The sequence below is a fragment of the Nonomuraea basaltis genome (genome assembly GCF_005893125.1).
Taxonomy (GTDB): domain Bacteria; phylum Actinomycetota; class Actinomycetes; order Streptosporangiales; family Streptosporangiaceae; genus Nonomuraea; species Nonomuraea basaltis.
Map to the genome: position 1 here is coordinate 1 of NZ_VCJS01000108.1, position 22,399 is coordinate 22,399.

19 protein-coding genes and 1 pseudogene are annotated in these 22,399 nt (G+C 69.8%); 11 read left to right on the top strand and 9 right to left on the bottom strand.

Annotation, left to right across the window (positions count from 1 at the left end):
* Nucleotides 1–441: pseudogene (locus tag EJK15_RS38575) on the top strand (peptide chain release factor 3); the annotation flags it as partial.
* A gap of 69 nt (nt 442–510) precedes the next feature.
* Here the strand turns inward: EJK15_RS38575 and EJK15_RS38580 are convergent.
* From EJK15_RS38580 to EJK15_RS38595, 4 genes are all read right to left on the bottom strand, one after another.
* On the bottom strand, nt 511–1,488 hold the full coding sequence (locus EJK15_RS38580) for a sugar-binding transcriptional regulator (RefSeq protein WP_240777478.1): 978 nt from the start codon (nt 1,486–1,488) through the stop codon (nt 511–513).
* A 109-nt stretch (nt 1,489–1,597) separates the two neighbouring features.
* Nucleotides 1,598–3,055, bottom strand: a complete 1,458-nt coding sequence (locus tag EJK15_RS38585) for an FGGY-family carbohydrate kinase (RefSeq protein WP_138715420.1) — start codon at nt 3,053–3,055, stop codon at nt 1,598–1,600.
* Nucleotides 3,048–4,001: a transketolase family protein gene (locus EJK15_RS38590; protein WP_138715421.1), complete on the bottom strand. Its 954-nt coding sequence runs from the start codon at nt 3,999–4,001 to the stop codon at nt 3,048–3,050. Before EJK15_RS38590 ends, EJK15_RS38585 begins: the two co-directional genes overlap by 8 nt.
* Nucleotides 3,998–4,885, bottom strand: coding sequence for a transketolase (locus EJK15_RS38595; protein ID WP_138715422.1), 888 nt, complete (start codon nt 4,883–4,885; stop codon nt 3,998–4,000). The genes EJK15_RS38590 and EJK15_RS38595 overlap by 4 nt, the downstream gene beginning before the upstream one ends.
* Nucleotides 4,886–5,166: 281 nt before the next feature.
* On the opposite strand from EJK15_RS38595, the gene EJK15_RS38600 reads away from it, so the two are divergent.
* The gene (locus tag EJK15_RS38600) at nt 5,167–6,168 is read left to right on the top strand and encodes a sugar phosphate isomerase/epimerase family protein (protein ID WP_138715423.1); all 1,002 of its coding nucleotides are present in this window, start codon (nt 5,167–5,169) and stop codon (nt 6,166–6,168) included.
* Nucleotides 6,169–6,452: 284 nt separating this feature from the next.
* The gene (locus tag EJK15_RS38605; protein WP_138715424.1) at nt 6,453–7,304 is read left to right on the top strand and encodes a PaaX family transcriptional regulator; all 852 of its coding nucleotides are present in this window, start codon (nt 6,453–6,455) and stop codon (nt 7,302–7,304) included.
* Nucleotides 7,305–7,319: 15 nt separating this feature from the next.
* Here the strand turns inward: EJK15_RS38605 and EJK15_RS38610 are convergent, their stop codons facing one another.
* Together EJK15_RS38610 and EJK15_RS38615 are read right to left on the bottom strand one after the other, a co-directional pair.
* Nucleotides 7,320–8,489, bottom strand: a complete 1,170-nt coding sequence (locus EJK15_RS38610) for an FAD-dependent monooxygenase (protein WP_138715425.1) — start codon at nt 8,487–8,489, stop codon at nt 7,320–7,322.
* Nucleotides 8,489–9,064 (bottom strand): TetR/AcrR family transcriptional regulator, encoded by a 576-nt coding sequence (locus tag EJK15_RS38615; RefSeq protein ID WP_138715426.1) that lies wholly within the window; start codon nt 9,062–9,064, stop codon nt 8,489–8,491. Before EJK15_RS38615 ends, EJK15_RS38610 begins: the two co-directional genes overlap by 1 nt.
* A gap of 321 nt (nt 9,065–9,385) precedes the next feature.
* Between EJK15_RS38615 and EJK15_RS38620 the strand changes: the two genes are divergently transcribed.
* Together EJK15_RS38620 and EJK15_RS38625 are read left to right on the top strand one after the other, a co-directional pair.
* Nucleotides 9,386–9,757 (top strand): STAS domain-containing protein, encoded by a 372-nt coding sequence (locus tag EJK15_RS38620; RefSeq protein ID WP_171074769.1) that lies wholly within the window; start codon nt 9,386–9,388, stop codon nt 9,755–9,757.
* Between the two features lie 56 nt (nt 9,758–9,813).
* Nucleotides 9,814–10,314: a MarR family winged helix-turn-helix transcriptional regulator gene (locus EJK15_RS38625; RefSeq protein WP_138715428.1), complete on the top strand. Its 501-nt coding sequence runs from the start codon at nt 9,814–9,816 to the stop codon at nt 10,312–10,314.
* Between the two features lie 13 nt (nt 10,315–10,327).
* Here the strand turns inward: EJK15_RS38625 and EJK15_RS38630 are convergent, their stop codons facing one another.
* Nucleotides 10,328–11,626 (bottom strand): KamA family radical SAM protein, encoded by a 1,299-nt coding sequence (locus EJK15_RS38630; protein WP_138715429.1) that lies wholly within the window; start codon nt 11,624–11,626, stop codon nt 10,328–10,330.
* A gap of 216 nt (nt 11,627–11,842) precedes the next feature.
* On the opposite strand from EJK15_RS38630, the gene EJK15_RS38635 reads away from it, so the two are divergent.
* Together EJK15_RS38635 and EJK15_RS38640 are read left to right on the top strand one after the other, a co-directional pair.
* A complete protein-coding gene (locus tag EJK15_RS38635; protein WP_138715430.1) occupies nt 11,843–12,568 on the top strand; it encodes a tyrosine-protein phosphatase in 726 nt (241 codons plus the stop codon).
* A 94-nt stretch (nt 12,569–12,662) separates the two neighbouring features.
* Nucleotides 12,663–13,040 carry a hypothetical protein gene (locus EJK15_RS38640; protein ID WP_138715431.1) on the top strand — a complete coding sequence of 126 codons (378 nt, stop codon included), beginning with the start codon at nt 12,663–12,665 and terminating at the stop codon, nt 13,038–13,040.
* A 157-nt stretch (nt 13,041–13,197) separates the two neighbouring features.
* Here the strand turns inward: EJK15_RS38640 and EJK15_RS38645 are convergent, their stop codons facing one another.
* Nucleotides 13,198–14,055 carry an aldo/keto reductase gene (locus EJK15_RS38645; protein ID WP_138715432.1) on the bottom strand — a complete coding sequence of 286 codons (858 nt, stop codon included), beginning with the start codon at nt 14,053–14,055 and terminating at the stop codon, nt 13,198–13,200.
* Between the two features lie 746 nt (nt 14,056–14,801).
* On the opposite strand from EJK15_RS38645, the gene EJK15_RS38650 reads away from it, so the two are divergent.
* A complete protein-coding gene (locus EJK15_RS38650; protein ID WP_138715433.1) occupies nt 14,802–15,362 on the top strand; it encodes a TOPRIM nucleotidyl transferase/hydrolase domain-containing protein in 561 nt (186 codons plus the stop codon).
* Between the two features lie 557 nt (nt 15,363–15,919).
* On the opposite strand, the gene EJK15_RS38655 is transcribed toward EJK15_RS38650, so the two are convergent.
* Nucleotides 15,920–16,786, bottom strand: a complete 867-nt coding sequence (locus EJK15_RS38655; RefSeq protein ID WP_206061367.1) for a TetR/AcrR family transcriptional regulator — start codon at nt 16,784–16,786, stop codon at nt 15,920–15,922.
* 356 nt (nt 16,787–17,142) lie between these two features.
* Here EJK15_RS38655 and EJK15_RS38660 point away from each other — a divergent pair, with 356 nt between their 5' ends.
* The 3 genes from EJK15_RS38660 (at nt 17,143) to EJK15_RS38670 (ending at nt 21,951) form a co-directional block, all read left to right on the top strand.
* Entirely contained in the window at nt 17,143–18,903 is a 1,761-nt protein-coding gene (locus EJK15_RS38660; protein ID WP_138715434.1) for an ABC transporter ATP-binding protein, read from the top strand.
* A gap of 5 nt (nt 18,904–18,908) precedes the next feature.
* Nucleotides 18,909–20,615 carry an ABC transporter ATP-binding protein gene (locus EJK15_RS38665; RefSeq protein WP_240777479.1) on the top strand — a complete coding sequence of 569 codons (1,707 nt, stop codon included), beginning with the start codon at nt 18,909–18,911 and terminating at the stop codon, nt 20,613–20,615.
* A 274-nt stretch (nt 20,616–20,889) separates the two neighbouring features.
* Nucleotides 20,890–21,951 carry a methyltransferase gene (locus EJK15_RS38670; RefSeq protein ID WP_138715436.1) on the top strand — a complete coding sequence of 354 codons (1,062 nt, stop codon included), beginning with the start codon at nt 20,890–20,892 and terminating at the stop codon, nt 21,949–21,951.
* Nucleotides 21,952–22,399: the final 448 nt, after the last annotated feature.

The window sequence follows — 22,399 nt, forward strand, 5'->3', positions numbered from 1 at the left end:
ATCCCCAGCTTCGCCCCCGAGCACTTCGCCGTCGCCCGTGCCCGCAGCAGCGGCAAGTCCAAGCAGTTCCGCCGGGGCATCGACCAGCTGGACGCCGAGGGCGTCATCCAGGTGCTCCGCTCCGAGCTGCGCGGCGACCAGGCGCCGGTGCTGGCCGCGGTCGGGCCGATGCAGTTCGAGGTGGTCCAGCACCGCATGACCACCGAATTCGGCGCCGAGATCGGGCTGGACCGGCTCGACTACACCCTGGCCCGCCGCACCGACCCGGCCTCCGCACCCGCCCTCGACCGCCAGCGCGGCTGCGAGGTCCTCATCCGCGGCCGCGACGACGCCCTGCTGGCCCTGTTCACCGACCGCTGGCGCATGCGCTCCATCCAGACCGACCATCCCGGCGTGACCCTCGAACCGCTGATCGCCGACGCCGGCCAGGAGGCACGGTGATTTCCCTCGCCTGACCTGATCCGGCGGCGTTTCGCCCGCGACCGATGAGGCTCTGCTGCGCCGAGCCGCTCACTCAGAGCAGAGGAGGCGGGCGACGCGTAGGTCGGTGACGAGGATGTTCACCCAGCCGCCCTCGATGGCGGCCTTGATCGCGGAGTACTTGCGCATCCCTCCGGCGACGCCCACCCGGCGTTCGACGGCGCGGAACGTTTGCGCGTCGATGCCGATGACGCGCTGGTCGAATCCCGAGTCGATGGGCTTTCCCGTGGAGTCGAAGAAGTGCAGGCAGACGTCGCCGACCGCGCCGAGAGCCCGTAGTTCTTCCTGGTCGGCCTCGCTGACCGCGTTGCCGCTGCTGAGCAACAGGGGCGAGGGCTCCAGGCTGCCGATGCCGACCAGCACCACCGTCAGATCCCGCCACTGGGCCTGGACGTCGGCCACGCTGGGATCCTGCAGCAGCGCGTCGCGGATCGCGGTGGTCGCGACCACGCCGGGCAAGGGCACGAAGACGGGCCGGGCGTAGGTGAGGTTGGCCAGGCGGGCCACGAGCCGGGTGGCGTGCACCTGGGCCTCCGGGCTGCCGACACCGCCGACGAGCTGGATCACGCGGTCGGCGACCTGGATGTTCTTCTGCGGCATGCGTTCCACCATGGCCAGGAGCGTTTCACTCCAGGAGGAGATGCCGATCACGTCGCCGCCGGTGAAGGTGACGCCCAGGTAGGCGGCGGCCGCCGAGGCGAGTGGCGGGATCACGTCGTCCTGGAACTCCTCGACGTCCACCACGACGGCGTCGCGCAGCCCGTAGCGGCGCTGCAGCTCCTCCTCCAGCTCGGTGTGCACCCCTTCCGGCAGGGTGACCACCGTGCGGACGAGGCCGCGGGTGACCGCCTCCTTGAGCAGGCGGGACACGCGCGGCTGGGAGATGTTGAGCGTGGCGGCGATCTCCGGCTGGCGCATGTTCTGCTCGTGGTACATGCGAGCCACCCGGGCCAGGAGTCGCAGGTGATCCTTGGTCGTGTCGCGCCTCCGTTCCGCGTTAGGGACCACCGCGCACCGCCTTTCCTCGCCGCCGACTTTCTATTCACACCTTGATGGTTGATTCAGCCTATTGTCTGAGCCGCCGCGTCAGCGACGCGCCGGGGTCGTTTCCCGGGCGTCATCGGCTCGGGCGGGACCTGCGCACAGCCTCGTGCCAGGCGGCCTTCCTGGCCGCGCGATCCGCCCCGTCCGAGGCCGGCTTGAACTCGTCGGCGGGCCGCGGCCGGCTTTCCAGATCTTCGAGCGTCCACATTCCGGCCGTGAGCCCGGCGGCGTCGGCCACGCCGAGGCACGACAGGTCGTGCTCGCCGGAGCGGGCGACGGTGCGGCCGCTGAGGTCGGCCTGCAGCCGCATCAGCCGGGCGCTGCGGGTGAGACCGCCGTCGGCCATGAGCACCCGTACCTCGCCGACGGCCTGCTCGATCGCCGCCACGACGTCTTCGACCTGGAACGCCACGGCCTCCAGAGCTGCGGCGACGAGCTGCCCCCGCCTGGTGCCCAGCGACAGGCCGGTCACCACGGGAGTGGCGTCCGGCTCCCACCAGGGGGCGCCGAGTCCGCCGAAGGCGGGCACGAAATGCACGCCGTCCGGTTCGGTGTCCTCGGCCTCCGCCAGGAGGGCGTCGGCGCGCACGCCGAACAGCTCGCTCAGCCAGCCGATCGTACGGCCGGTCGCGCGGATGTTGCCCTCGACGCCGAGCACCGGCCCGTCTCCCATGTCCCAGGCGATGCTGCGGCACAGCCCGGGAGCCTGGCCGCCGTCGCCGATGGCCATCACCGACGAGCCGGTGCCGTACGTGGCCTTCACCACGCCGGGACGCCAACCGGCGTGGGCGAACATGGCGGCGTGCGAGTCCCCCATGACCGCCAGGACCGGCACCCCGTCCGGCAGCGGCGCCAGGTCGTGGACGGCGGGGAAGGGGCCGCGGGAGGCGACCACCCGGGGCAGCACCTCGGGCGGCACCGCGAACAACTCCAGCAGCCGCGGGTCCCAATCCCGGGTCTCGATGTCGAGCAGCTGGGTGCGCGAGGCGTTGCCGGCCTCGATGACGTGCTCTCCGCCCAGGCGGCTGAGCAGCCAGGAGTCGACGGTGCCCAGGCACAGCTCGCCGGCGCGGCCGCGGCGCCGGTCCGGGTCGTACGCGTCCAGCAGCCAGCGCGCCTTCAACGCGGAGAACATCGGGTCCAGCGGCATCCCGCTCACCGACCGCACCAGCCCGGCGGCTCCGGTGGCGGCCAGCTCGCGGCACTGGGCGGCGGTGCGCCGGTCCTGCCAGCTGATCAGCGGGCCGGCGGGCTCGCCGGTACGGCGTTCCCACAGCACCAGCGACTCGCGCTGGTTGCTGAAGCCCACGCCGGCGACCCGATCGGCGTTGGCGGGATCGACGCAGTCCCGGACCGCCTGCCGCACGCTGTGCCACAGCTCGCCGGCGGACTGCTCCACCCACCCGGGGCGCGGCTGGGTCTCGGCGACCGGGGCGACCGCGCGGGAGACGATGCGGCCCGCCTCGTCGACGAGGAGCGCCTTGGTGGAGCTCGTGCCCTGGTCGATCGCCAGGATGAGGGGACTAGCCATGGCGCAGCAGATCCTTCACCGCCGAGACGATGCCGCCGGCGGACAGGCCGAAGTGGTCGAGCAGGAAGGCGGTGTCGCCGGTGGGGGCGAACACGCCGGGGACGCCGAGGATCCGCATCGGGACGGGGTGGCGGGTGACGACGACGGCGGCGACGGCCGCGCCGAGCCCGCCGCTGATCGTGGCCTCCTCCGCGGTGACGATGCCGCGGGTCTCCCGTGCGGCCGCGACGACGGCGTCCTCGTCGAGCGGGTCGAGGAAGGGCATGTTCAGAACGCGCGGGTGGATGCCCTCCTCGCGGAGCCGGGCCGCCGCCTGCAGCGCGCGGGAGGTCAGCGAGCCGATGGCGATCACCGTGACGTCGTCGCCGTCCTGGAGCAGGACCGCCCGGCGCGGCTCGAAGGGCGCGTCCTCGGGCGTGACCACGGGCACTTTGAAGCGCGGGATGCGTACGTACGAGGGCCTGCCGGAGCCGGCCGCCCAGCGTACGGCGGCGCGCGTCTGCACGGGATCGGCCGGGACGATCACGTCGAGCCCGGCGACCGCCCGCATCCACGACAGGTCCTCGATCGAGTGGTGCGTCGGGCCCAGCTCGCCGTATGCCATGCCGGGGCTCTGCCCGCAGAGCACCACGTGCGCCTCGCTGTAGGCGACGTCCACCTTGATCTGCTCCAGGGCGCGGCCGGTGAGGAACGGCGCCGCCGCGCACACGAACGGGATCTTGCCCGCGTTCGCGAGGCCCGCGGCCACCCCGACGAGGTCCTGCTCGGCGATGCCGACGTTGACGAGCCGGTGCGGGAACCGCTCCCGGAACCCGGCGAGGTTGCTGGAGCCCACCGAGTCGTTGCACACGGCCACGATCCGCTCGTCCCGCTCGGCCAGGGAGAGGAGCTCCTCGGCGAAGTCCCGCCGGCAGTCGAACGCCGCCTGCTGCTCGGTCAGGGTCATCGCGCCAGCTCCGCGAGCGCCGCTTCGACCTGGTCGGGACTGGGCACCTTGTGGTGCCACTCCACCCGGTCCTCCATGAACGACACGCCCTTTCCCTTGATCGTGTTGGCGATGACGGCGACGGGCCTGCCGGTGGACGAGCCGCTCATCGCCTGGAGGAGCGCGAGATGATCGTGGCCGTCGATTTCGCGGACCTCCCAGCCGAAGCTGCGCCACTTGTCGTCGAGCGCGCCCAGGGCGTTGGTGTCCTCCGTCCTGGCGCCCTGCTGCAGCCGGTTGCGGTCGACGACCGCGGTCAGCGACGACAGGCCGTGGTGGGCGGCGGCCATGGCCGCCTCCCAGTTGCTGCCCTCCTGCAGCTCGCCGTCACCCAGGACCACGAACGTACGCCAGCTCGCGCCGTCGAGTCCGGCGGCCAGCGCACATCCCGTGGCCACCGGCAGCCCGTGCCCGAGGGCACCGGTGTTGGTCTCGACGCCCGGGACCTTGATCCGGTTGGGGTGGCCGTTGAGCGCGGACAGCGGCGCCATGAACGTGTCCAGCTCCGCCGCGGGGAAGAAGCCGCAGCGGGCGAGGGTGGCGTACAGGGCGGCCGCGCAGTGCCCCTTGCTCAGGACGAACCGGTCGCGCCCGGCCCAGCGCGGGCGTTCGGGGTCGACGGACAGGACCCCGTAGAAGCAGGCGACCAGGATGTCGGTGACGGAGAGGTCGCCGCCGATGTGCCCCATGCGGGCACGGTCGATCATGCGGATGACGCTCCGGCGGACCTCGGTGGCCAGGCGGGCGAGCTCCGCCGCGGCCGTCTGCTGATCGGCCTGGCGGATCCGGGCGGCCGCCTGACGGTAGGCGGCCGCCCGCGCCGGATCGGCGGGCAGCAGGGACATCACCGCTCCGCCACAATGAGGTGAATATCTATTCGGCGCTGATTAGGCATATTTCGACGCTACGGCCAGCCTGTGTCTCGTGTCAATGAGGCACGGGAGCGCCACAAGGGGCCAGCTCTTGACGGCCGCATGTCGCCGACGTTACATTCCGCTCGAATAAGTAGGCGTAGCTGAATAGATATTCAAATGAGTGGCGAGGACGCGCTCAGCGGTCCCGTCACGCAGAGCGCCCTTGCCGGCGCCATCAAGGGGTAGCCACTCCATGGGAAGGCAGGTTTCACATGACAGCAGAACCGCTCTACGGCGCTGGACTCTGGCACTTCGGGCAGTTCCGCGACCGTTACGCCACCGACGGATACGGTCCGCCCGTCTCCACGCTGGAGGCGATCGACCGCGCGGGCCAGGTCGGCAGCCTGTCCGTCGTCGACATCAACTACCCGTTCAACCCCGCCGACGTCGACGTGGACCTGCTTGAGGAGCGGCTGAAGGCCAACGGGCTGCGCGCCATCGCCCTGACGCCCGAGATCTACACCAGGAGGTTCAGCCGCGGCGGCTTCACCAATCCCGACCCCGGCATCCGGCGCGAGGCGATCGAGCTGGTCAGCGAGGCCGCCGACCTGGCGCGCCGGCTCGGCTGCGACTACGTCAAGCTGTGGCCGGGACAGGACGGGTGGGACTATCCGTTCCAGGCCGACTACAAGGCCCTGTGGCAGATGTCCGTCGACGCCGTGCGCGAGCTCGCCCAGCGGCATCCGGACCTGCGCTTCGCCATCGAGTACAAGCCCCGCGAGCCGCGCAACCGCATGACCTTCTCCTCGGCCGCCCGCACGCTGCTGGCCATCGAGAAGATGGATGTGCCCAACGTCGGCATCCTGCTCGACTTCGGTCACTCCCTCTACGGGCTCGAATCCCCCGCCGACGCCGCGCAACTGATCCTCGACCACGACCGCCTGTACGCCATCGACGTCAACGACAACTTCCGCGGCTGGGACGACGACATGGTCGTCGGCTCGGTCCACCTCGTGGAGACGTTCGAGTTCTTCCACACCCTGCGCCAGGCGAACTGGCAGGGCGTCTGGCAGCTCGACCAGTTCCCCTTCCGCGAGGACTCCGTCGATGCCGCCCGCGCCGGCGTCGAGGTCATGCGCATGATCTGGCGGGCGCTGCAGGTGCTCGACGTCGACGCGCTCGCCGGGGCCCAGGCCCGGCAGGACGCCCTGGCCGCGCAACGCATCGCACGCAAGGCGCTGCTCAGCGCCCAGCACGACACCTTGGAGCTCTAGACCGCATGGGCGACATCGCACGCGCCGGCGGCGCCTGGCGCGAGGTTGGGGATCACGCTCACCGCCTCGGCCGGCATCCCGGACGCCTGCACCGCCATCGACGTGAACCCCCGCACGGGAATGAGCTGGGCGAAGCGCGGCCATTCGACACTGTGTTGATGTAGCGTCAATAGTCTGTAGCCTTTCCTGTGTGCTCGTTCCTCGTTGGGGGCGAGCTGCGCGAGAGCCTGTCCGGGCTGGCAGAATGCGCGTCGCGAGGGGTGTCGAACGACAGGAGTGCAGACGTGACGGCCGAGTCCTCAGAACGCCAGCGGGAGAAGGCGTCCTCCGCAAGCGCGCGGTCGATCCTGCTGACCGTCCTGGGCGAGTTCGTGCTCCCCCGCCGGGGTGAGGTCTGGACGGGCACCCTGGTGGAGGCGCTCGGCGCGCTCGGCATCGAGGAGAAATCCGCCCGCCAGGCCCTGGCCCGCACCGCCGCCGAGGGCCTGCTCGACTCCACCCGGCACGGCCGCCGCGTGCGCTGGACCCTCACCGACGCCGCCGACCGGCTGCTTCGCGAAGGCACCGAACGCATCTACGCCTTCATGCGCCGCCCCCACGATTGGGACGGCCGCTGGCTCGTCCTCACCGCCGGCGTCCCCGAAACCCAACGCCGGCTCCGCCACCGGCTCCGCACCAAACTCACCTGGCTCGGACTCGGCTCCCCCGCCCCCGGCCTCTGGATCGTCCCTGACGCCTCGAAGGAGAGCGCCGTCCGCGACGTCATCCGCGAACTCGACCTCGGCGACCGGGCCTATGCCTGGACCGGCCCTGCGGCGGGCATCGGCGACACCGCCAAGCTCATCACCGCCGCCTGGGACCTCGACGACGTGGAAAAGCGCTACCTCGGCTTCATCGAACGCTTCGACGGCGTCACGGTCGCCTCGGACCGAGAGGCGTTCGTCCAGCAGGTGCTGCTCATCCAGGAATGGCGGCGCTTCCCGTTCCTCGACCCCGACCTGCCCTCCGAGCTGCTCGGCCACGACTGGCCCGGACCCCGGGCGGCGACCCTCTTCCACGACCTGCGCAGCCGCTGGCACCGGCGCGCCCAGGCCGAGTGGGACCACATGGGCGACGAGGCCGCCGCCCGGAACTGATGGGCGGCCATGCGGTTACCGGGTGAGCTGTTCGGTCCGGCTGGTGATGAGGTCGTGACCGCCGGGGGTGAGGGAGTTGAGTAACAGGCGGTCGGCGCCGGGCAGGGAGGCCAGGCGGAGCATCCAGTCGCGGGCGGCGATGCGCAGGCGACTGGAGGGGGCCATCCACTCGATGAAGCGGCGGCCGAACGCCTGCACGTCCACGATGGTGAGGCGCATGCGCTCCTCGTAACGCGTCAGGGCCGCCGGGAGGTCGCCGTCGCCGGTGGTCAGCTCGTCGGCCAGGACCCAGGCGGCGGCCATGGCCATGGAGGCGCCGTGTCCGGCGAACAGCGACACCGCCTGGCAGGCGTCGCCCAGCAGCGCCACCCGGCCGCGGCTCCAGGAGTCCATCTCGACCTGGGTGACCTGGTCGTAGTAGAGGTCGGCGGGCAGCCGGGGCAGGGCCTCCGGCAGGATCCAGCCGAGGTCGCCGTAGTGGCGGCGTAGCGTCCCGGCCGGGTCGGCGGGCAGCGCGGGGTCGGGCTCCCGGTGCAGGAACAGCATGGCCAGCCGGTCGTGGCGCAGCGCGTAGGCGCCGGCCATCAGGCCCGGCACGGTGAGCATCCGGTAGCGCACGCCGACCCGCTCACTGAGCTCGCGGTCGGTGATGACGCAGGCGGCGACGTGGTGGCCCAGGTAGCGCACGTAGCGGTCCTCGGGACCGCCGAAGGCGAGCTCGCGCACCCGTGAGTGCGCGCCGTCCGCGCCGACCAGCAGGTCCACCTGGTGGCGGGTGCCGTCGCTCAGGCCGACGGTGACGGCGCCGGGACCGTCCTGGTGGACGGTCTCGACGGTGGTGGCGTAGCGGACGGGTGCGGCGGTGGCCTCGGCGATGGTACGGGCCAGGTCGCCGCGGAGCAGGCTGACCACCTGATCGAAGCCGGACAGCTTGAACCGGCTGGTCTGGCGGCCGTCGCGGTCGACGTAGCCGAGCTCGGTGACCGGGTAGCGCAGCTGTCTCAGGCGGGCGGTCAGGCCCATGCGCTCGGCCACCTCGTAGCCCGCTCCGTAGAAGTCGATCATGTAGCCGCCCTCCCGGAACGCCCCGGCCCGCTCGACGAGCTCGACCTGCCAGCCCGCCCGTTCGAGATGCCAGGCCAGCGTCAGGCCCGCGATCCCGGCTCCGCTGATGAGCGCTTTCATCACTTTTGCTCCCTTCGCAGCATCGCCCGTACCGGACCGGCCAGAGCGGCGACGTCCAGGCCGGGGTCGAGGTGGTGGTGCAGCACCAGGCCGTCGATCACGGCGCCCAGCAGCGCGGCCACCGCCTCGACGTCGGCGGTGCAGCCGCGTTCGGCCAGCCAGCCGGCCAGGGTCCGGCGCAGGTCGAGGACCAGCGCGGCGAGCTCGTCACGCAGGTGCGGGATCCGGGTGGAGGCCAGGTACATCTCCAGCATCACCAGCGAGGCGGGATCGTGGCCGCTGTATCCGGCCGTCTCCGCCAGCAGCCAGTCGATGCCGCCGTCGAGGTCCGGCTGCTCGGCCAACTGCTCGCCCAGCCGGCCGGCCAGCTCGCGGGCGAACCCGATCGAGGCGGCGATCAGCAGGTCGGTCACCGAGCTGAAGTGGTAGTGCACCACGCCCGGCGCCACCTGGGCCCGTTCGGCCACCATGCGCGTGGTCACGGCGTTCCAGCCGGCCTCCCCCACCAGTTGCACGGCCGCCTCCAGCAGCCGCTGCCGGGTCGCCTGACCCCGCACCACCGCGGCCTCCGCCATACCGCCACCCCTTCCGGACGTATGCCTTGTACGATCGCCTTGGACATTTGCCCAAAAGCGTAGCCGCACATCACAGCGATCCGCAAACCATGCGCACTGCGCCGCCGGGAAGAGCGCCGGCCGGGGACGTGGCGGCAGCCGCGGGTTCCCGCTCATCGCCGCGGAAACTTGCACTGACAACGATTGGCGTGTGCAAGTGGTCTGCTAAGGTCCTCGCAGGAGCGCCGGGAAGACGGGTCGGCACGTGCGACCGCATACCCGGAAGGCAGGCATGTCCCACCTCCTCACCACCTCCCATCGCGAGGCGCGGAGGCTTCGACCGTGAGCGAGCGGCTGGACGTCACCGAGTTCCTCGTCGATTGCCGTGTCGTCGTGGTGACCGTCCGCGGCGTTCTGGACCTGGATTCCTGCCCGGTTCTGCAGGTCAGGCTCGCCCACGCGGTCGCCCTGCGGCAGCCGCCGCGGCTCGCGATCGACCTCAGCGGGCTGACGTCCGCGGACTCGTTCGGCCTGACCGTCCTGCTCGCCACGGAGCGGCATGTCCGGTCGGCGGGCGGGCGGCTGGTGGTGTGCGAGCCCGGAGACCTCCTCTGGAGGACCTTCCGCGACCGGGGCCTCGACCGCGTACTGGACACCCGCCAGACGCTCGCGGCGGCGGTCCGGGATCTGCAGGACGGCCGTCGGGCCGGGTAGGGGTCACCTCCCCCTGCCGTACACCACCACCGTCGCGACCGTGTACAACAGTCACCATGGAAGCGCGCCCCTCGGGCCCGGTGAACGCCGAAGACCTCGGCGCGGTCATCTCGGCGGTCCTCACCGGATCACGGCTGCTGGTCGCGATCACCGCCCGTTCCCTGGCCGCCGTCCAGGACCAGGTGACGATCCCCCAGCTCCGCATGCTCGTCGTGCTGTCCACGTACGGCGAGACCAAGCTCGTCACGATGGCCGAGCAGCTCGACGTCAACAGCTCCACCGCCATGCGGATGGCCGACCGGCTGGTCACCGCCGGACTGATCGTCCGCGAGGTCAACCCGCACAACCGCCGCGAGAGCCTGATGCGGCTCACCCCCGAGGGACGACACCTCGTCGACGAGGTGACCACCCGCCGCCGCGAGGAGATCGCCACCATCGTCTCCCGCATGACGCCCGAGCAGTGCCAGGCCCTGGTCTCCGCGATGACGGCCTTCAACCAGGCAGGCGGCGAACCGCCCGTGAACCTGCGCTATCCCCTCGGCTGGCCGGACCCATAGGCCCGGCGCGGCCTCACGTCTCGAACGGGAACCTGTCGGCGAAGGCGGGCCTGAGGTCTGACAGCCACAGTGCCTTGGGGTCGTAGTCGGCGAAGAACGGCCTGCCGACCAGCGCGGGGTCGCGGGCCTGGATGAGGTGCAGGACGAACACCCGGCGACCGCCGATCTCGGCCACACCGTCGACGCAGACCTTGCCGGGGGTGGCCGACATGGACGGTCCCCGTACCGTGCGGCACAGCCCCGACACCGACGTGTAGGCGTCCCTGAAGACGTCGAACGCCCTGGCCAGCGGAACGGCGAAGTAGTCCTGGGGCCCGGTGTCCCGCTCGACGAACATGTAGTACGGCACCATGCCCATCACGTGCTGGCGGCGCCACATGGCCGCCCACGTGGCCGCGTCGTCGTTGATCCCCCGGATCAGCGGCGCCTGCGTGCGGATGACCGCTCCGGTGGCCCTGATGCGCTCGACGGCGCGGCCCACCAGCTCCGGCTCCAGCTCGCGGGGGTGCGAGAAGTGGGCCTGGAAGGCCACCGTCTTGCCGGCCGCGATCACGCGCTCGAACAGCCGCAGCGTCTCATCGGCGTCCGGATCGGTGACGAAGCGCTGCGGCCAGTAGGCCAGGGACTTGGTGCCGATCCGTACCGACTCGATCTGCTCCAGATCGAGAAGCGGCTCGACGTAGCGGCGCAGCACCGGCTCACCCATGATCATGGGGTCTCCGCCGGTCAGCAGCACGCTGGTGATCTGGGGATGCGCGCGGATGTAGGCCACGATCTGATCGACCTCGCCGGAGGCCATCTTCAGGTCCGGCTCCCCCACGAACTGCGCCCAGCGGAAGCAGTAGGTGCAGTACGCGTGGCAGGTCTGCCCCTGCTTGGGGAACACCAGCACGGTCTCGGGATACTTGTGCTGCACGCCGCTGACCTGCTCCTCGTCCAGCGTCGGCACGTTGAGCTGGAGCTGCCCGGCCGGGTGCGGGTTGAGCCGGGCGCGTACCTCGCGTACCACCGCCTGCAATTCGGCCTGCGGCGCCTGGCGTTTGAGCAGATCGGCCAGGCGGGCCACGTCCTGCGGCGGGAGCATGTCCGCCTGGGGGAAAACCAGGCGGTAGATCGGGTCGTCGGGCGCCGCCGCCCAGTCGACCAGCTCGTCGACGACGTAGGCGTTGACCCTGAAGGGCAGCACCGTGGCCACGGCGCGCACCGCGAGGCGTTCTTCCTCGCCCAGACCAGCCCGCTTGACGAGCTCGTCGAGGTGCTTGGTGGTGTACGCGCGAAAACGGCGGGTGGTGCCCGTGGAAGTGCTTGTCACAAGTGCCCTTCGGGTCGAATGAACTTGGACATTGCCGACCAGACTTCCCGGCTTTCCGCGCACACCATACCAGCCCAATTCCCAGCAAAGCCGGTGTTGAGCAAGCCCCAGGAGCACACCACGCCACTGAGGGACAGCGTTACCTCAGCTCCCCCTTCCCGACCACCTCGAGGGTGGCCGCCAGCTCGGATGATCATTGCCATTAGGGTTGTCCGGGTGAGGAGACATATCGCCTTCGATCGCCTGCGCAACTTCCGGGACCTCGGCGGCTATGCCGCGCACCGCGGCCGCGCGGTGCGGTGGGACCGGTTGTTCCGATCCGACTCCCTGGCCAAGCTCGAGGGAGCGGACTGGGATCGGTTTCTCGCCCTCGGCATCCGTACGGTGATCGACCTGCGGTATCCCTGGGAGATCGAGGCGAAGGGCCGAGCGCCGGAGCACGAGCGGGTGACGTGGTTCAACTTCAGCGTCGAGCACCGTCCCTACGATCAGGCCGAGATCGACCCCGGCGTCGATCCCTGGCGCCACCTCGCCGACCGGTACGCCGAGGTCGCTCTCGACGGGGCCAAGGAACTGCGGCAGGTCCTCGGGGTGATCGCCGCCGGCAGCGGGCCGCTGGTGTTCCACTGCGCGTCGGGCAAGGACCGGACCGGCCTGGTGGCCGCGCTCGTCCTCGCCCTGCTAGGCGTCTCGGAAGACGACATCGTCGAAGACTTCGCGCTGACCGAGCTCGCCACCGACCGGCTGATCGCCGACTGGCGGGCCGCCAACCCGGGACGGGAGCTGAGGTGGCCCGGCTACGGCCGGGCCCCCGCCCAGGTCATGCGGCTGTTCCTGGCCGACCTCAATGCCGCGCACGGGTCGATCCAGGCGTACGCCACCGACCGGCTCGGGATCGACGACGACGTGATCGCGGAACTCCGCAGTCGCCTCCTCATCTGAGCGGGGTCACGAATCCCGCTCTGGATGGACCTGCGCCTGGCTCGCATACTGAACGCGATGGCTCGAATCCGTCGCCGGCGAGAAGGAGATAGGCATGCGCAAGTCGTACAGAATCGCCCTGCCCGCTGTCCTGGCGGCCGGCCTGCTGACGTCCCCGGCCGCACTCGCCTCCCCTGCGTCGGCCGCGACGGCCGGTTCTGCGGCCTTGCCGGCCCTGACCCTGGACGAGGGCAGCTGCGAGCGGCTCGCACGGCGCTTCCTCTGCTCGGTCTCCTACAGCGGCGCGGTCGCGCCGATCACCATCCGCTGGTACGTCAATGGCAGTCACATCGCGACGTACGACAACAGGAGCTTCGTGGGGATCGGCTGCCAGCCCCCTGCGCAGTACGACATCCGAGCGGTGATATCGGACGCCGCCGGCGCGTCCGTCGAATACCGCACCTCCCCGGTCTGCCGCTCGGGCAACCCCTGACCCGAGGCGTTGCGGAGTCGTCGGGCTCGGTCCCGCCGACGCACCAGACCGGCGGAATCTGGATCATCACGGCCAGGGACCCGGGGCAGCAGGGTGGCGAGGTCGCCGCTGACGAGACGAGCGCGCAGGCCCGGTGGAAGAGCGCTTCCCATCGGGGTCAGCCGAGGCGGGCGAGTTCCTCCTTCGTGAGCTCCAGGGTGGCGGCGCCGATGGAGTCGAGGATGCTCTCCGGGCGGCTGGCGCCGGGGATGGGGATGACCACGGGGCTGCGGGCCAGCTCCCACGCGAGGCACACCTGCTGCGGGGAGACGCCGCGCGCCTCGGCGATCTCGGTGAAGGCGGCGTTCTGCCGGCCCAGCTCCCCGGTGCGGCTGATGCCGCCGAGCGGGGACCAGGGGAGGAAGGCCAGACCGAGCTCGGCGCAGACGTCGATCTCGGGCTCGCTGGAGCGAAAGCGCGGAGAGTACTGGTTCTGGACGCTCACCAGGCGGTCGCCGAGGATGCCGTGGGCGAGCCTGATCTGCTCCGGGTCTGCGTTCGAGATGCCCGCCATCTGGATCTTGCCGGCGTCGTGCAGGTCCTTCAGCGCCCCCATGGTCTCCTCGTACGGCACCTGCGGATCAGGGCGGTGGTGCTGGTAGAGGCCGATGCTCTCGACACCGAGGGCCTTCAGGGAGCGGTCGCAGGCCTGCTTGAGGTACGACGGGCTGCCGTCGGCGGCCCAGCCGCCGCCGGGCGTGCGGGTGTGCCCGCCCTTGGTCGCGACCAGGACGGCGCCGGCGTCGCCTGCCCACAGGGACAGAGCGCGGGCGACCAGGCGTTCGTTGTGGCCGACGTCGTCGTGCGAAGGCGTGTAGGCATCAGCCGAGTCGATCAGGGTGACGCCGGCGTCCAGGGCCGCGAGAAGGGTACGGATCGACTGGCCCTCGTCGGGCATGTGCCCGGCCACCGACATGGGCATGGCCCCGAGCCCGATGACCCCGACGTGGCGGCTTCCGATGGCGCGTGTTCTCATGGCGTTGTGCATGGGTCCAGCCTGTCTGCTGGAGTTCACTCCAGGTCAAGCTGGGTGGGTTCACGACGTGATGCAGCTCGCCGATCCACGGCGACGGCGGCTTCCACGTCTCCGCGCTCCTCCAGAAGGTCGGCCAGACGATAGGCCGCCCCTTGGGTCGCGCCCCACCATTCGGCATCGACACCCGACACTTGATCACGGATAAGCAGGCGAGCGCTTCGGATCCGCGCGGCCTCTACGCCGGGCCGGTGGTCAACGCCCTGGTCTACACCGCCGACCCGCACAGCGGCGGACAAGACGTGGTCTTCGGCACCGACATCGCCCAGCTGGGTTCACGGACCGCGACACGCTCGGAGACTGGGAGGACGCCCTGGCCGCCAGGCAGGCGCGCCTGTCGAAGCGGGCGTCCCCGGACGCCGAGCTGGACAGGAAACGGCTGTTCGCGCTGGTCTTGGGCGCCGTTCTGGTGGCCCTGGCCGCGCTGCTGCTGCTTTCCATCATGTTCAGATGAACGTGACAGGGCGCCCGCGGGTCAGTCGGGCTGACCATCACCGCCAGTAGCCGGCCTGTGCGACGTCGATGCCATGTGTGGCTCCTCGATTTGCAGTGCGACCGTCAGGCCGACCCGGCACCGACGCCGAACCCCCGCAGCAGCTAGTACGGTCGGAGATCGTGATCTGCGGCTGGTGACCTTCCAACGCGTAAAAGGGGTCGAACCTCTCCAGGTTCGGTGCAAGGCTGGGCTCGTGAGCGACACGCAAACCGTGGTCCTGGTCGAGGGAACCAGTGATAAGTCGGCCATCGAAGCGTTGGCCGAGCGCCGTGGCCGGAACCTGGTGGCCGAAGGCATCTCCCTTGTGGCGATGGGCGGTGCCACGAATATCGGGACGTATCTCGGCAGGTTTGGCCCTCCCGGTCGCAATCTCCGGCTGGCCGGTCTGTGCGACGTCGGGGAGGAAGGCGACTTCCGGAGGAGTCTCGAGCGCGCTGGCCTTGGATCCAATCTCAGCCGAAGCGATCTGGAGGCGCTCGGATTCTTCGTGTGCGTCGCTGACCTGGAAGACGAGCTGATCCGCGCCCTCGGCACCGCCATGGTTGAGCGCGTTGTCGATGCCGAGGGCGAGCTCAGCTCATTTCGCACGCTCCAGAAGCAACCCGCATGGCGCGGGAGCACCACTCACGACCAGCTGCGCCGGTTCATGGGATCAGGCAGTGGCCGCAAGATCCGCTACTCTGGCCCGCTCGTCGCGGCACTCGATCTCGATCGCGTGCCGCGACCGCTGGACATGCTGCTGGCCCACCTATGAGGCAGCCGGAGATGGTGATTTTGTCATCGCCGGGTGAGGCGGATTCGTTGGTGGAACCAGCGGGCGCGGGCTTGGCGGCGGTGAGGGTGATGCGGGTCGATGTGGCGATGCCCAGCACGTACCCGGTGTCGACCTCGCTGCTCTCCAGCCAAGCCCGCAGGCGCGGGTCACGGCCGTATACCTCGTCACCGGTGACCCAGCCGGGCAGCCTGGCCCTCGGCGTGCAGGTCGGCCAGGATCTGCCGGCCCGGCTCCGTCTTGGCCGCGAACTCCACCTCTTTGGGCACCCCGGCGGCCTGGCGCCGGTCGGCGTCAGTGGCCCACTCAGCGGGTACTGTCCGGACTCATCCAGGATCGCCACCGCATCACCATCGTTGAGCCGCTCATAGACGAAAGCGGACGGCGGCCATCGCGGCCATGGTGTCCCATTTCGCCCGTTCCAGCAGGTGCTGCATCATGCCGGGCGTCGCATCACCAGCCCGAGATCCTTCTTGTGTCACGACTCGAAGATCACTGGGCGGCTGCCCTACATTACGGAAAGTCGCCGCCCGCCAAGATCACGATCTCCGACTGCCGTACTGGGAAGTTTTCGAAGTGGCTTGGGTGAGCAATCCGTCGACGAAGACCCGGAGCACCTGCGGATAGATGTCGATGGAGGCCCGCGCCGGCCATTGGTCGCCGATTGCGGCCAGATGCGGATACCGGGAAGGGTCGAGGTTACGGAGGCTGAATTCGCGGTCGGCGGCGCCGACGCCGGCCCCCCGGCGGTCGGTGTGGGCGCGGACGAGGATTTCGCCGACGGTGTAGTACCAGATGCTGCGGAAGACGTCGACGGCTTGTAGGGGTGTGCATCCGTAGTCGACTGCTCCGGCCACGATGGTCTCGACAAACCACAGGGCCGAATCGCCGAGGCGCGCGAGGAAGCCGTCGGCCGTGAGGACCTCTGCCCCCCATGGCCAGGCCGCGAGGGCATCATGGATCGTGGCCCACGCGACGATGATCCGGTCCCGTGGGTCGTCGGGCAGATCGGGGCGCGCGACCTGGTCGACGTGCTCGTTGACGAGGTGGACCACCAGGTCGTCCTTGTCCCGTACGTGGTGGTACAGGGTTGTCGCCCCGATGCCGATCTCGGCGGCCAGCCGGCGAATGGTCAGACTCTCCCAGCCGTCCCGATCGATGAGCCGGCGGGCGGCCGCCAGGATCTGAGCGCGGGAGGTCGCCGGTGGCCGGCCGGTGCGGCCGGGCGATGCGGTCGGTAGCCGTTCACGATCTCGTTGTCCTGGCACCGTCCCATCATGCTGCCCCGGGGCCCCCTTCTGTGAAATCGGCGCACTCACTGACAGTCGTCTTCTTTGGCGATCGGGCTCACTGGTGTACTTTAGGAACATGTTCCGAAAGTCGCCGTCACAGGAGGGGTCGTTCATGAAGGGGGCCGAGCTGTGGTGACAAGCCGGGAATCAGCAAGCGGGACGTCTCGGCACCGCGGCCCACCACCGCACCGGACAGACGGTAGCGCCCGAGGCCCTCAGCGACGGGTATGCGTTCGGCCTGATGCTGTGCGCAGCGCTCCTCGTGGCAGCCGTTCTGATCGCCCTCACCGTCCTGCGCCGCACGGGAACACCGCAACCAGCAGGGCAGGACTTGACCTCCGAACCACGCCAGCCGCGCTCGGCGGATGCAGCTGGCTCGAAGGGAGTGAGCGATGACTATCGCTGACCTTGACGGAGCGAGTGAGCCGTCCCTGCAACGACCGGATGTGGACTCGGCGGCGGGGCAGAGCATGGCAGGGCTGCTGCGCCCTCATCTCTGGAGTTTCGCCGCCGTTGTGATTCTGCAGGTGATCGGCGCTGTCGCGGGTCTGGCGCCACTGCTGGCGGTCGTCGAACTGGGTCGTACGCTGTTGTCGCCCGGCCCGATCGATCAGGGTCATGTCTGGATCGTCGTGCTCGCGGGTGCGGTCGGCTTGTTCGTCCGGCTGCTGTTCACGGCCGCGTCGTCCGGGCTCGGGCATCTTGTCGACGGCCAGGTGCAACTGTCGTTTCGCCGGCAACTGGCCGCGCGGCTGGGGCGCGTACCGATCGGCTGGTTCTCCCGGCGCCGGACCGGCGAGCTGGCCAAGGTGGTGGGGCAGGACGTGAGTGCCGTGCACCCGTTCATCGCCCACACCCCCGGCGAGCTCGTCTCCGCATTCGTGGTGCCGCTGGTGTCGCTGATCTACCTGTTCACCATCGACTGGCGGCTCACGCTGATCACGCTGATCCCGGTGGTGCTGGCCGTGGCGCTGGTCCCGCTGATGATGACCCCGAGCCGGCTGCGCGAGCAGAAGGAGTTCGATGCGGCCATGGGACGGATTGCGAGTTCCGTCGTCGAGTTCGTGCAGGGGATCTCGGTGGTCAAGGCGTTCGGCGGAGGCGAGCGCGCCCACCGTAGATTCCTCACGGCCGCGGACGATTTCGTCAGCATCTTCTTCCGGTGGGTGCGTGGTATGTCCGCGATCGCCGCTGGGATGCAGCTGGCGCTGTCGCCGCCGTTCGTGCTGCTGGTCGTGCTGATCGGCGGAACGGCTCTGATCTCGTCCGGTGGCCTGGCCTCGGCCGACCTGCTGCCCTTCCTGCTGCTCGGACTGGGCCTGACCGCTCCGGTGGCGGCCCTCGGCCACGGCTTCGACGACATGCAGGCCGCCGGCCGCGCGGTCGGCCGGATCAAGGAAGTGCTCGAGGTGCAGCCGCTACCCGAGCCCGCGCGCCCGGTCGCACCACAAGGGCACCGGGTGGAGCTGCGTGACGTTCGATTCGGTTACGAAGCCGACCACGAGGTGCTGCGCGGGATCGACCTGGTGCTCGAGCCCGGGACGGTCACCGCGATCGTGGGGCCGTCGGGAAGCGGGAAGTCCACACTGGTTCAGCTGTTGCCGCGGTTCTTCGACCCGAGTCACGGTTCGGTCGTCCTGGGTGGTGTCGATCTGCGCGAGATCGGCAGCCGGCAGCTCTACCGGATGGTCTCCTTCGTCTTCCAGGACGTTCGCCTGCTGCGCGCGTCGGTCGCGGACAATATCGCGCTGGCGGCACCGCATGCCGGCCGCGATGACGTGATTCGCGCCGCCCGGCTGGCGAATATTCATGATCGAATTCTTCAGCTGCCGCGCGGATACGAGTCGGTGATCGGCGTGGACGCCGGACTGTCGGGTGGCGAGGCACAGCGGATCTCGCTCGCCCGCGCACTCCTCGCCGCCACGCCCGTTCTGGTGCTCGACGAGGCGACCTCCTTCGCCGACCCGCAGACCGAACAGGCGGTGCGCCGGGCCCTGGCGACGCTGGAGGGCGATCGGACGATCCTGGTCATCGCCCATCGCCTGGAGACGGTCGCCGACGCCGACACCGTCGTGGTGCTGGAGAACGGGTCGATCGTCGAGCGCGGCAGGCCCGCCGAACTGCTGGAACAGAACGGAAAATTCGCTGCGTTCTGGCAGTCCCACCCATCGGCGATCGCCGATGAGGCCGAGACCCACGCCGGCGTACTGCAAGGAGACGAGCCCCGATGATTCGAATGCTGCTGCGCGTGCTCGGACACGAGTACGCCCACGCCATGCGTCGCACCGTGGCCCTGATGACGATAACCGCGATAGCCGAGGGTTTGTCCTACGCACTGCTGGTTCCGGTGCTGCGGGCGCTGCTCGGGAGCACGCCCGCAGCTGCGAGGCCGTGGCTGATCGCGTTCGGGGCCGCGGTCGCGCTCTATGCCGTGCTGCGCTACATCAGCGATCTGTCCGGTATGCGGGTCGGGACCACGATGTTGCGTGGCATGTATCACCGGCTCGGCGATCATCTGGCCCGATTGCCCATCGGCTGGTACAGCGCCGGCCGGGTCGGCGAGGTGTCCGTCATGGCCAGCCGGGGCCTCCTGGAGGCGATGGGTGTGGCGGCGCATCTGCTGGCACCGTTCATCTCGGCCCTGGTGACTCCCCTGACGATCGTGGTCGTGATGCTCGCCTTCAATTGGCAGATGGGGCTGGCCGCGTTGGTCGCCGCACCGATCGTGGCGGCGATCCAGATCTGGACGGCACGCTCGATGGCCGCCACCGATGCGGAGCGCCACGAACGCGACAAGGAGGCCACCGGGCGAGTCATCGAATACCTCCAGGCCCAGCCGGTGCTGCGAGCCGGCGGCCGGACCGCCGAACGCTTCCGGTTGCTCGACGACTCGCTGCATGAAGTCCAGCGCGCGTCCCGGCGTACTGTGCTGGCGACGCTGCCCGGCGCGGTGGGCTTGACGCTCACGGTGCAGGCGATCTTCACCGTGGTGCTGGTCCTGGGCACCTACCTCGCGCTCGGCGGCAGCATCGGCGCGGCAGAGGTATTGGCGATCCTGGTGCTCGCCGCCCGCTGCGCCGATCCGCTGCTGTCGCTGGCCGATATCGGCGGCAAACTGCGCGGCGCACGTTCCGAGCTGGCCAGACTCGACACGGTGTTGCGTACCGAGCCGCTGCCGCAAGCTCGCGAGCCGATCCAGCCGGTAGGCCATGACCTGGAGTTCGACTCCGCCGCCTTCCGGCATGGCGACCGCACGGTGATCGACGACGTGTCGTTGTCCGTGCCACAGGGGCAGCGGCTCGCCGTTGTCGGGCCGTCGGGTGCGGGCAAGAGCACCCTGCTGCAGCTGCTCGCGCGGTTCTACGACGTGGACGCGGGCGCGGTGCGCGTGGGGGGCGTGGACGTGCGCGCGATCAGCTCTGAGGTGTTGATGGCGCAGATCGCCATCGTCTTCCAGGAGGTCTATCTCTTCGACGGCACGATCGAGGAGAACGTGCGTCTGGGCCGTCCCGACGCCGGCGAAGCCGAGGTACGGGCGGCAGCGACCGCGGCGCGACTGGACGAAGTGATCAGGCGACTGCCCGGCGGATGGGCGACCAATGTCGGCGAGGGCGGCGCACTGCTGTCGGGTGGTGAGCGCCAGCGTGTCTCGATCGCGCGAGCGCTGCTGAAGAACGCGCCTATCGTGCTGCTGGACGAGGTGACCTCCGCCCTGGACCCGGTCAACGAGGCGGCCGTCCACGAGGGTGTCGAGCGCCTGATGGCGGGCCGGACGGTGGTGATGGTGGCGCACCGGATGCGGACCGTCCGGCGCGCCGATCGCATCGTCTTCCTGGACGACGGCCGGATCGTGGAGGAAGGCAGCCACGACGAGCTGCTGCGCCGCGGCGGCCGCTACGCCGATTTCTGGGAGCTTTCCCTGACACCGGCGGCGAGTGAATGAGCTCCAGCCGGTCAGCGTGGTCAGCTGCCCGGGCCGGTTCGGAAAGGGCGGTGCCGTCGTCGTCGCGCTGGATCGTGATGATCTGCCCGGTCCGTTCCATCCGCTGAGCGGGCAGCGTCTGCGTGTGCTGTTCGAGCGCAGACGGTCCCCGTGTGGAACGGGTGTAGATCCCGCCGCACCAGCAGCCGGACTCCCATTCGTCCAAGACCGAGCGGATCGGTCGCATGATAGCTTCCGGGCAAGCAATCCTTGATCCCGCGAGAGGGAGGGGGTCGTGGCCGTGACCAGCACCGAAGACGATCACGACGAGCAAGGCCGGCCATCGGCATGGGAAGCGGCATGGGAAGTACTGGCACCCGTAACGGACCTGATCACGCCGATGGCGGTGCGGGTCGCGGCCTCACTGAGGCTAACCGATCTGATGGCCGACGACGCGGTGCCCGTCGAGGAGCTGGCACGCCGGTCTGACACCAACGCGGACGCGCTCGGCCGGCTGCTGCGTCATTTGGTCTGCCGGGGCGTCTTCACCGAACGGGAGCCGGGCAGGTTTGCCGTCAACGAGCCCGCCGCGCTGCTGGCGTCCGACCATCCTTCCGGGATGCGGGTGCGGCTCGACCTGGGTGGCTTCGGCGGGCAGATGGACCTGGCATTCACCGGTCTGCTGCACACGGTCCGCACCGGGCAACCGGCGTGGGAGACGGTCTTCGGCGCTCCGTTCTGGCGCTATCTCGCCGCGAACCCAGAGATGAGCGTGTCGTTCGATGCGATGATGGCTGGCGGAGCGGACTACGTCGCCGATGCGGCCAGGGGGTACGACTGGTCCGGTGTGCGGCATGTGGTCGACGTCGGCGGTGGCACCGGCGCCCTGCTCGCCGAAGTGTTGCGTGCCAACCCCGATATGCGGGCCACGCTCGTAGATCTGCCGGACACAGTAGATCGAGGTCGGCAGTACCTGGCCGAGCGCGGGTTGGATACGCGGTGCGAGTTCATCGGCCAAAGTTTCTTCGATCCACTGCCCGCCGGGGGTGATGCGTACGTGCTCAGGCGTGTGGTGCACGACTGGGGCGACGAAGACGCCCTGCTGATCCTGCGTCGGTGCGCCGACGCGGCCGGGCAGCACGGACGGGTCATCGTGATCGAGTCACACGGCAGTTCCGGTGACCACCCGGCCATGTTCGCCGAGATGGACCTGCGCATGCTCGTGCTCAGCGGCGGCCGCGAGCGCACCGTCGAGGACTACATCGCCATCGCTGCCGAAGCCGGGCTCGACCTTGCCGACGTTCACAGCACCGCGCTCGGACACGTCATCCTCGACTGCACTCCGCTGGGCCCTTGACACAGATCAAGGACCTGGCCGCCGATCTACCGGCGCTCTGCGCCGACGCGTGGTCGGCGGCTTCGCCGGCCGCCTGCTCGTGCTCAGCGACGGACTCGGCGCCGGTTTTCCAGGGCACTCCCCCGCCGTTTCAGGAAACTCGGCAGGGTGGCCAGACGGAGACTCCGTCCGACCCCGATGCGCGGCCTGCCCGTCACGCCAGACGGCTTATCCCCCCGGTGATCCATAGTAGTCATGGTTTCACAGCGGTTACGGATGTCTGACGAGCACCAGTCAGACGCCCGGTCCAGCAACCCTCAAATCCGCATATACGCAGCTCACAGGCGCGCCGCGACCTCTCATCGGAGTCGAGCAGGGAATTTCGGAGTTTACATAATGAGCTCTTGTATCTACGGAATACCTCTATAGAGTCGCATGAAACGCCGCTCCCGCCGCTCGGGTGCGGTCT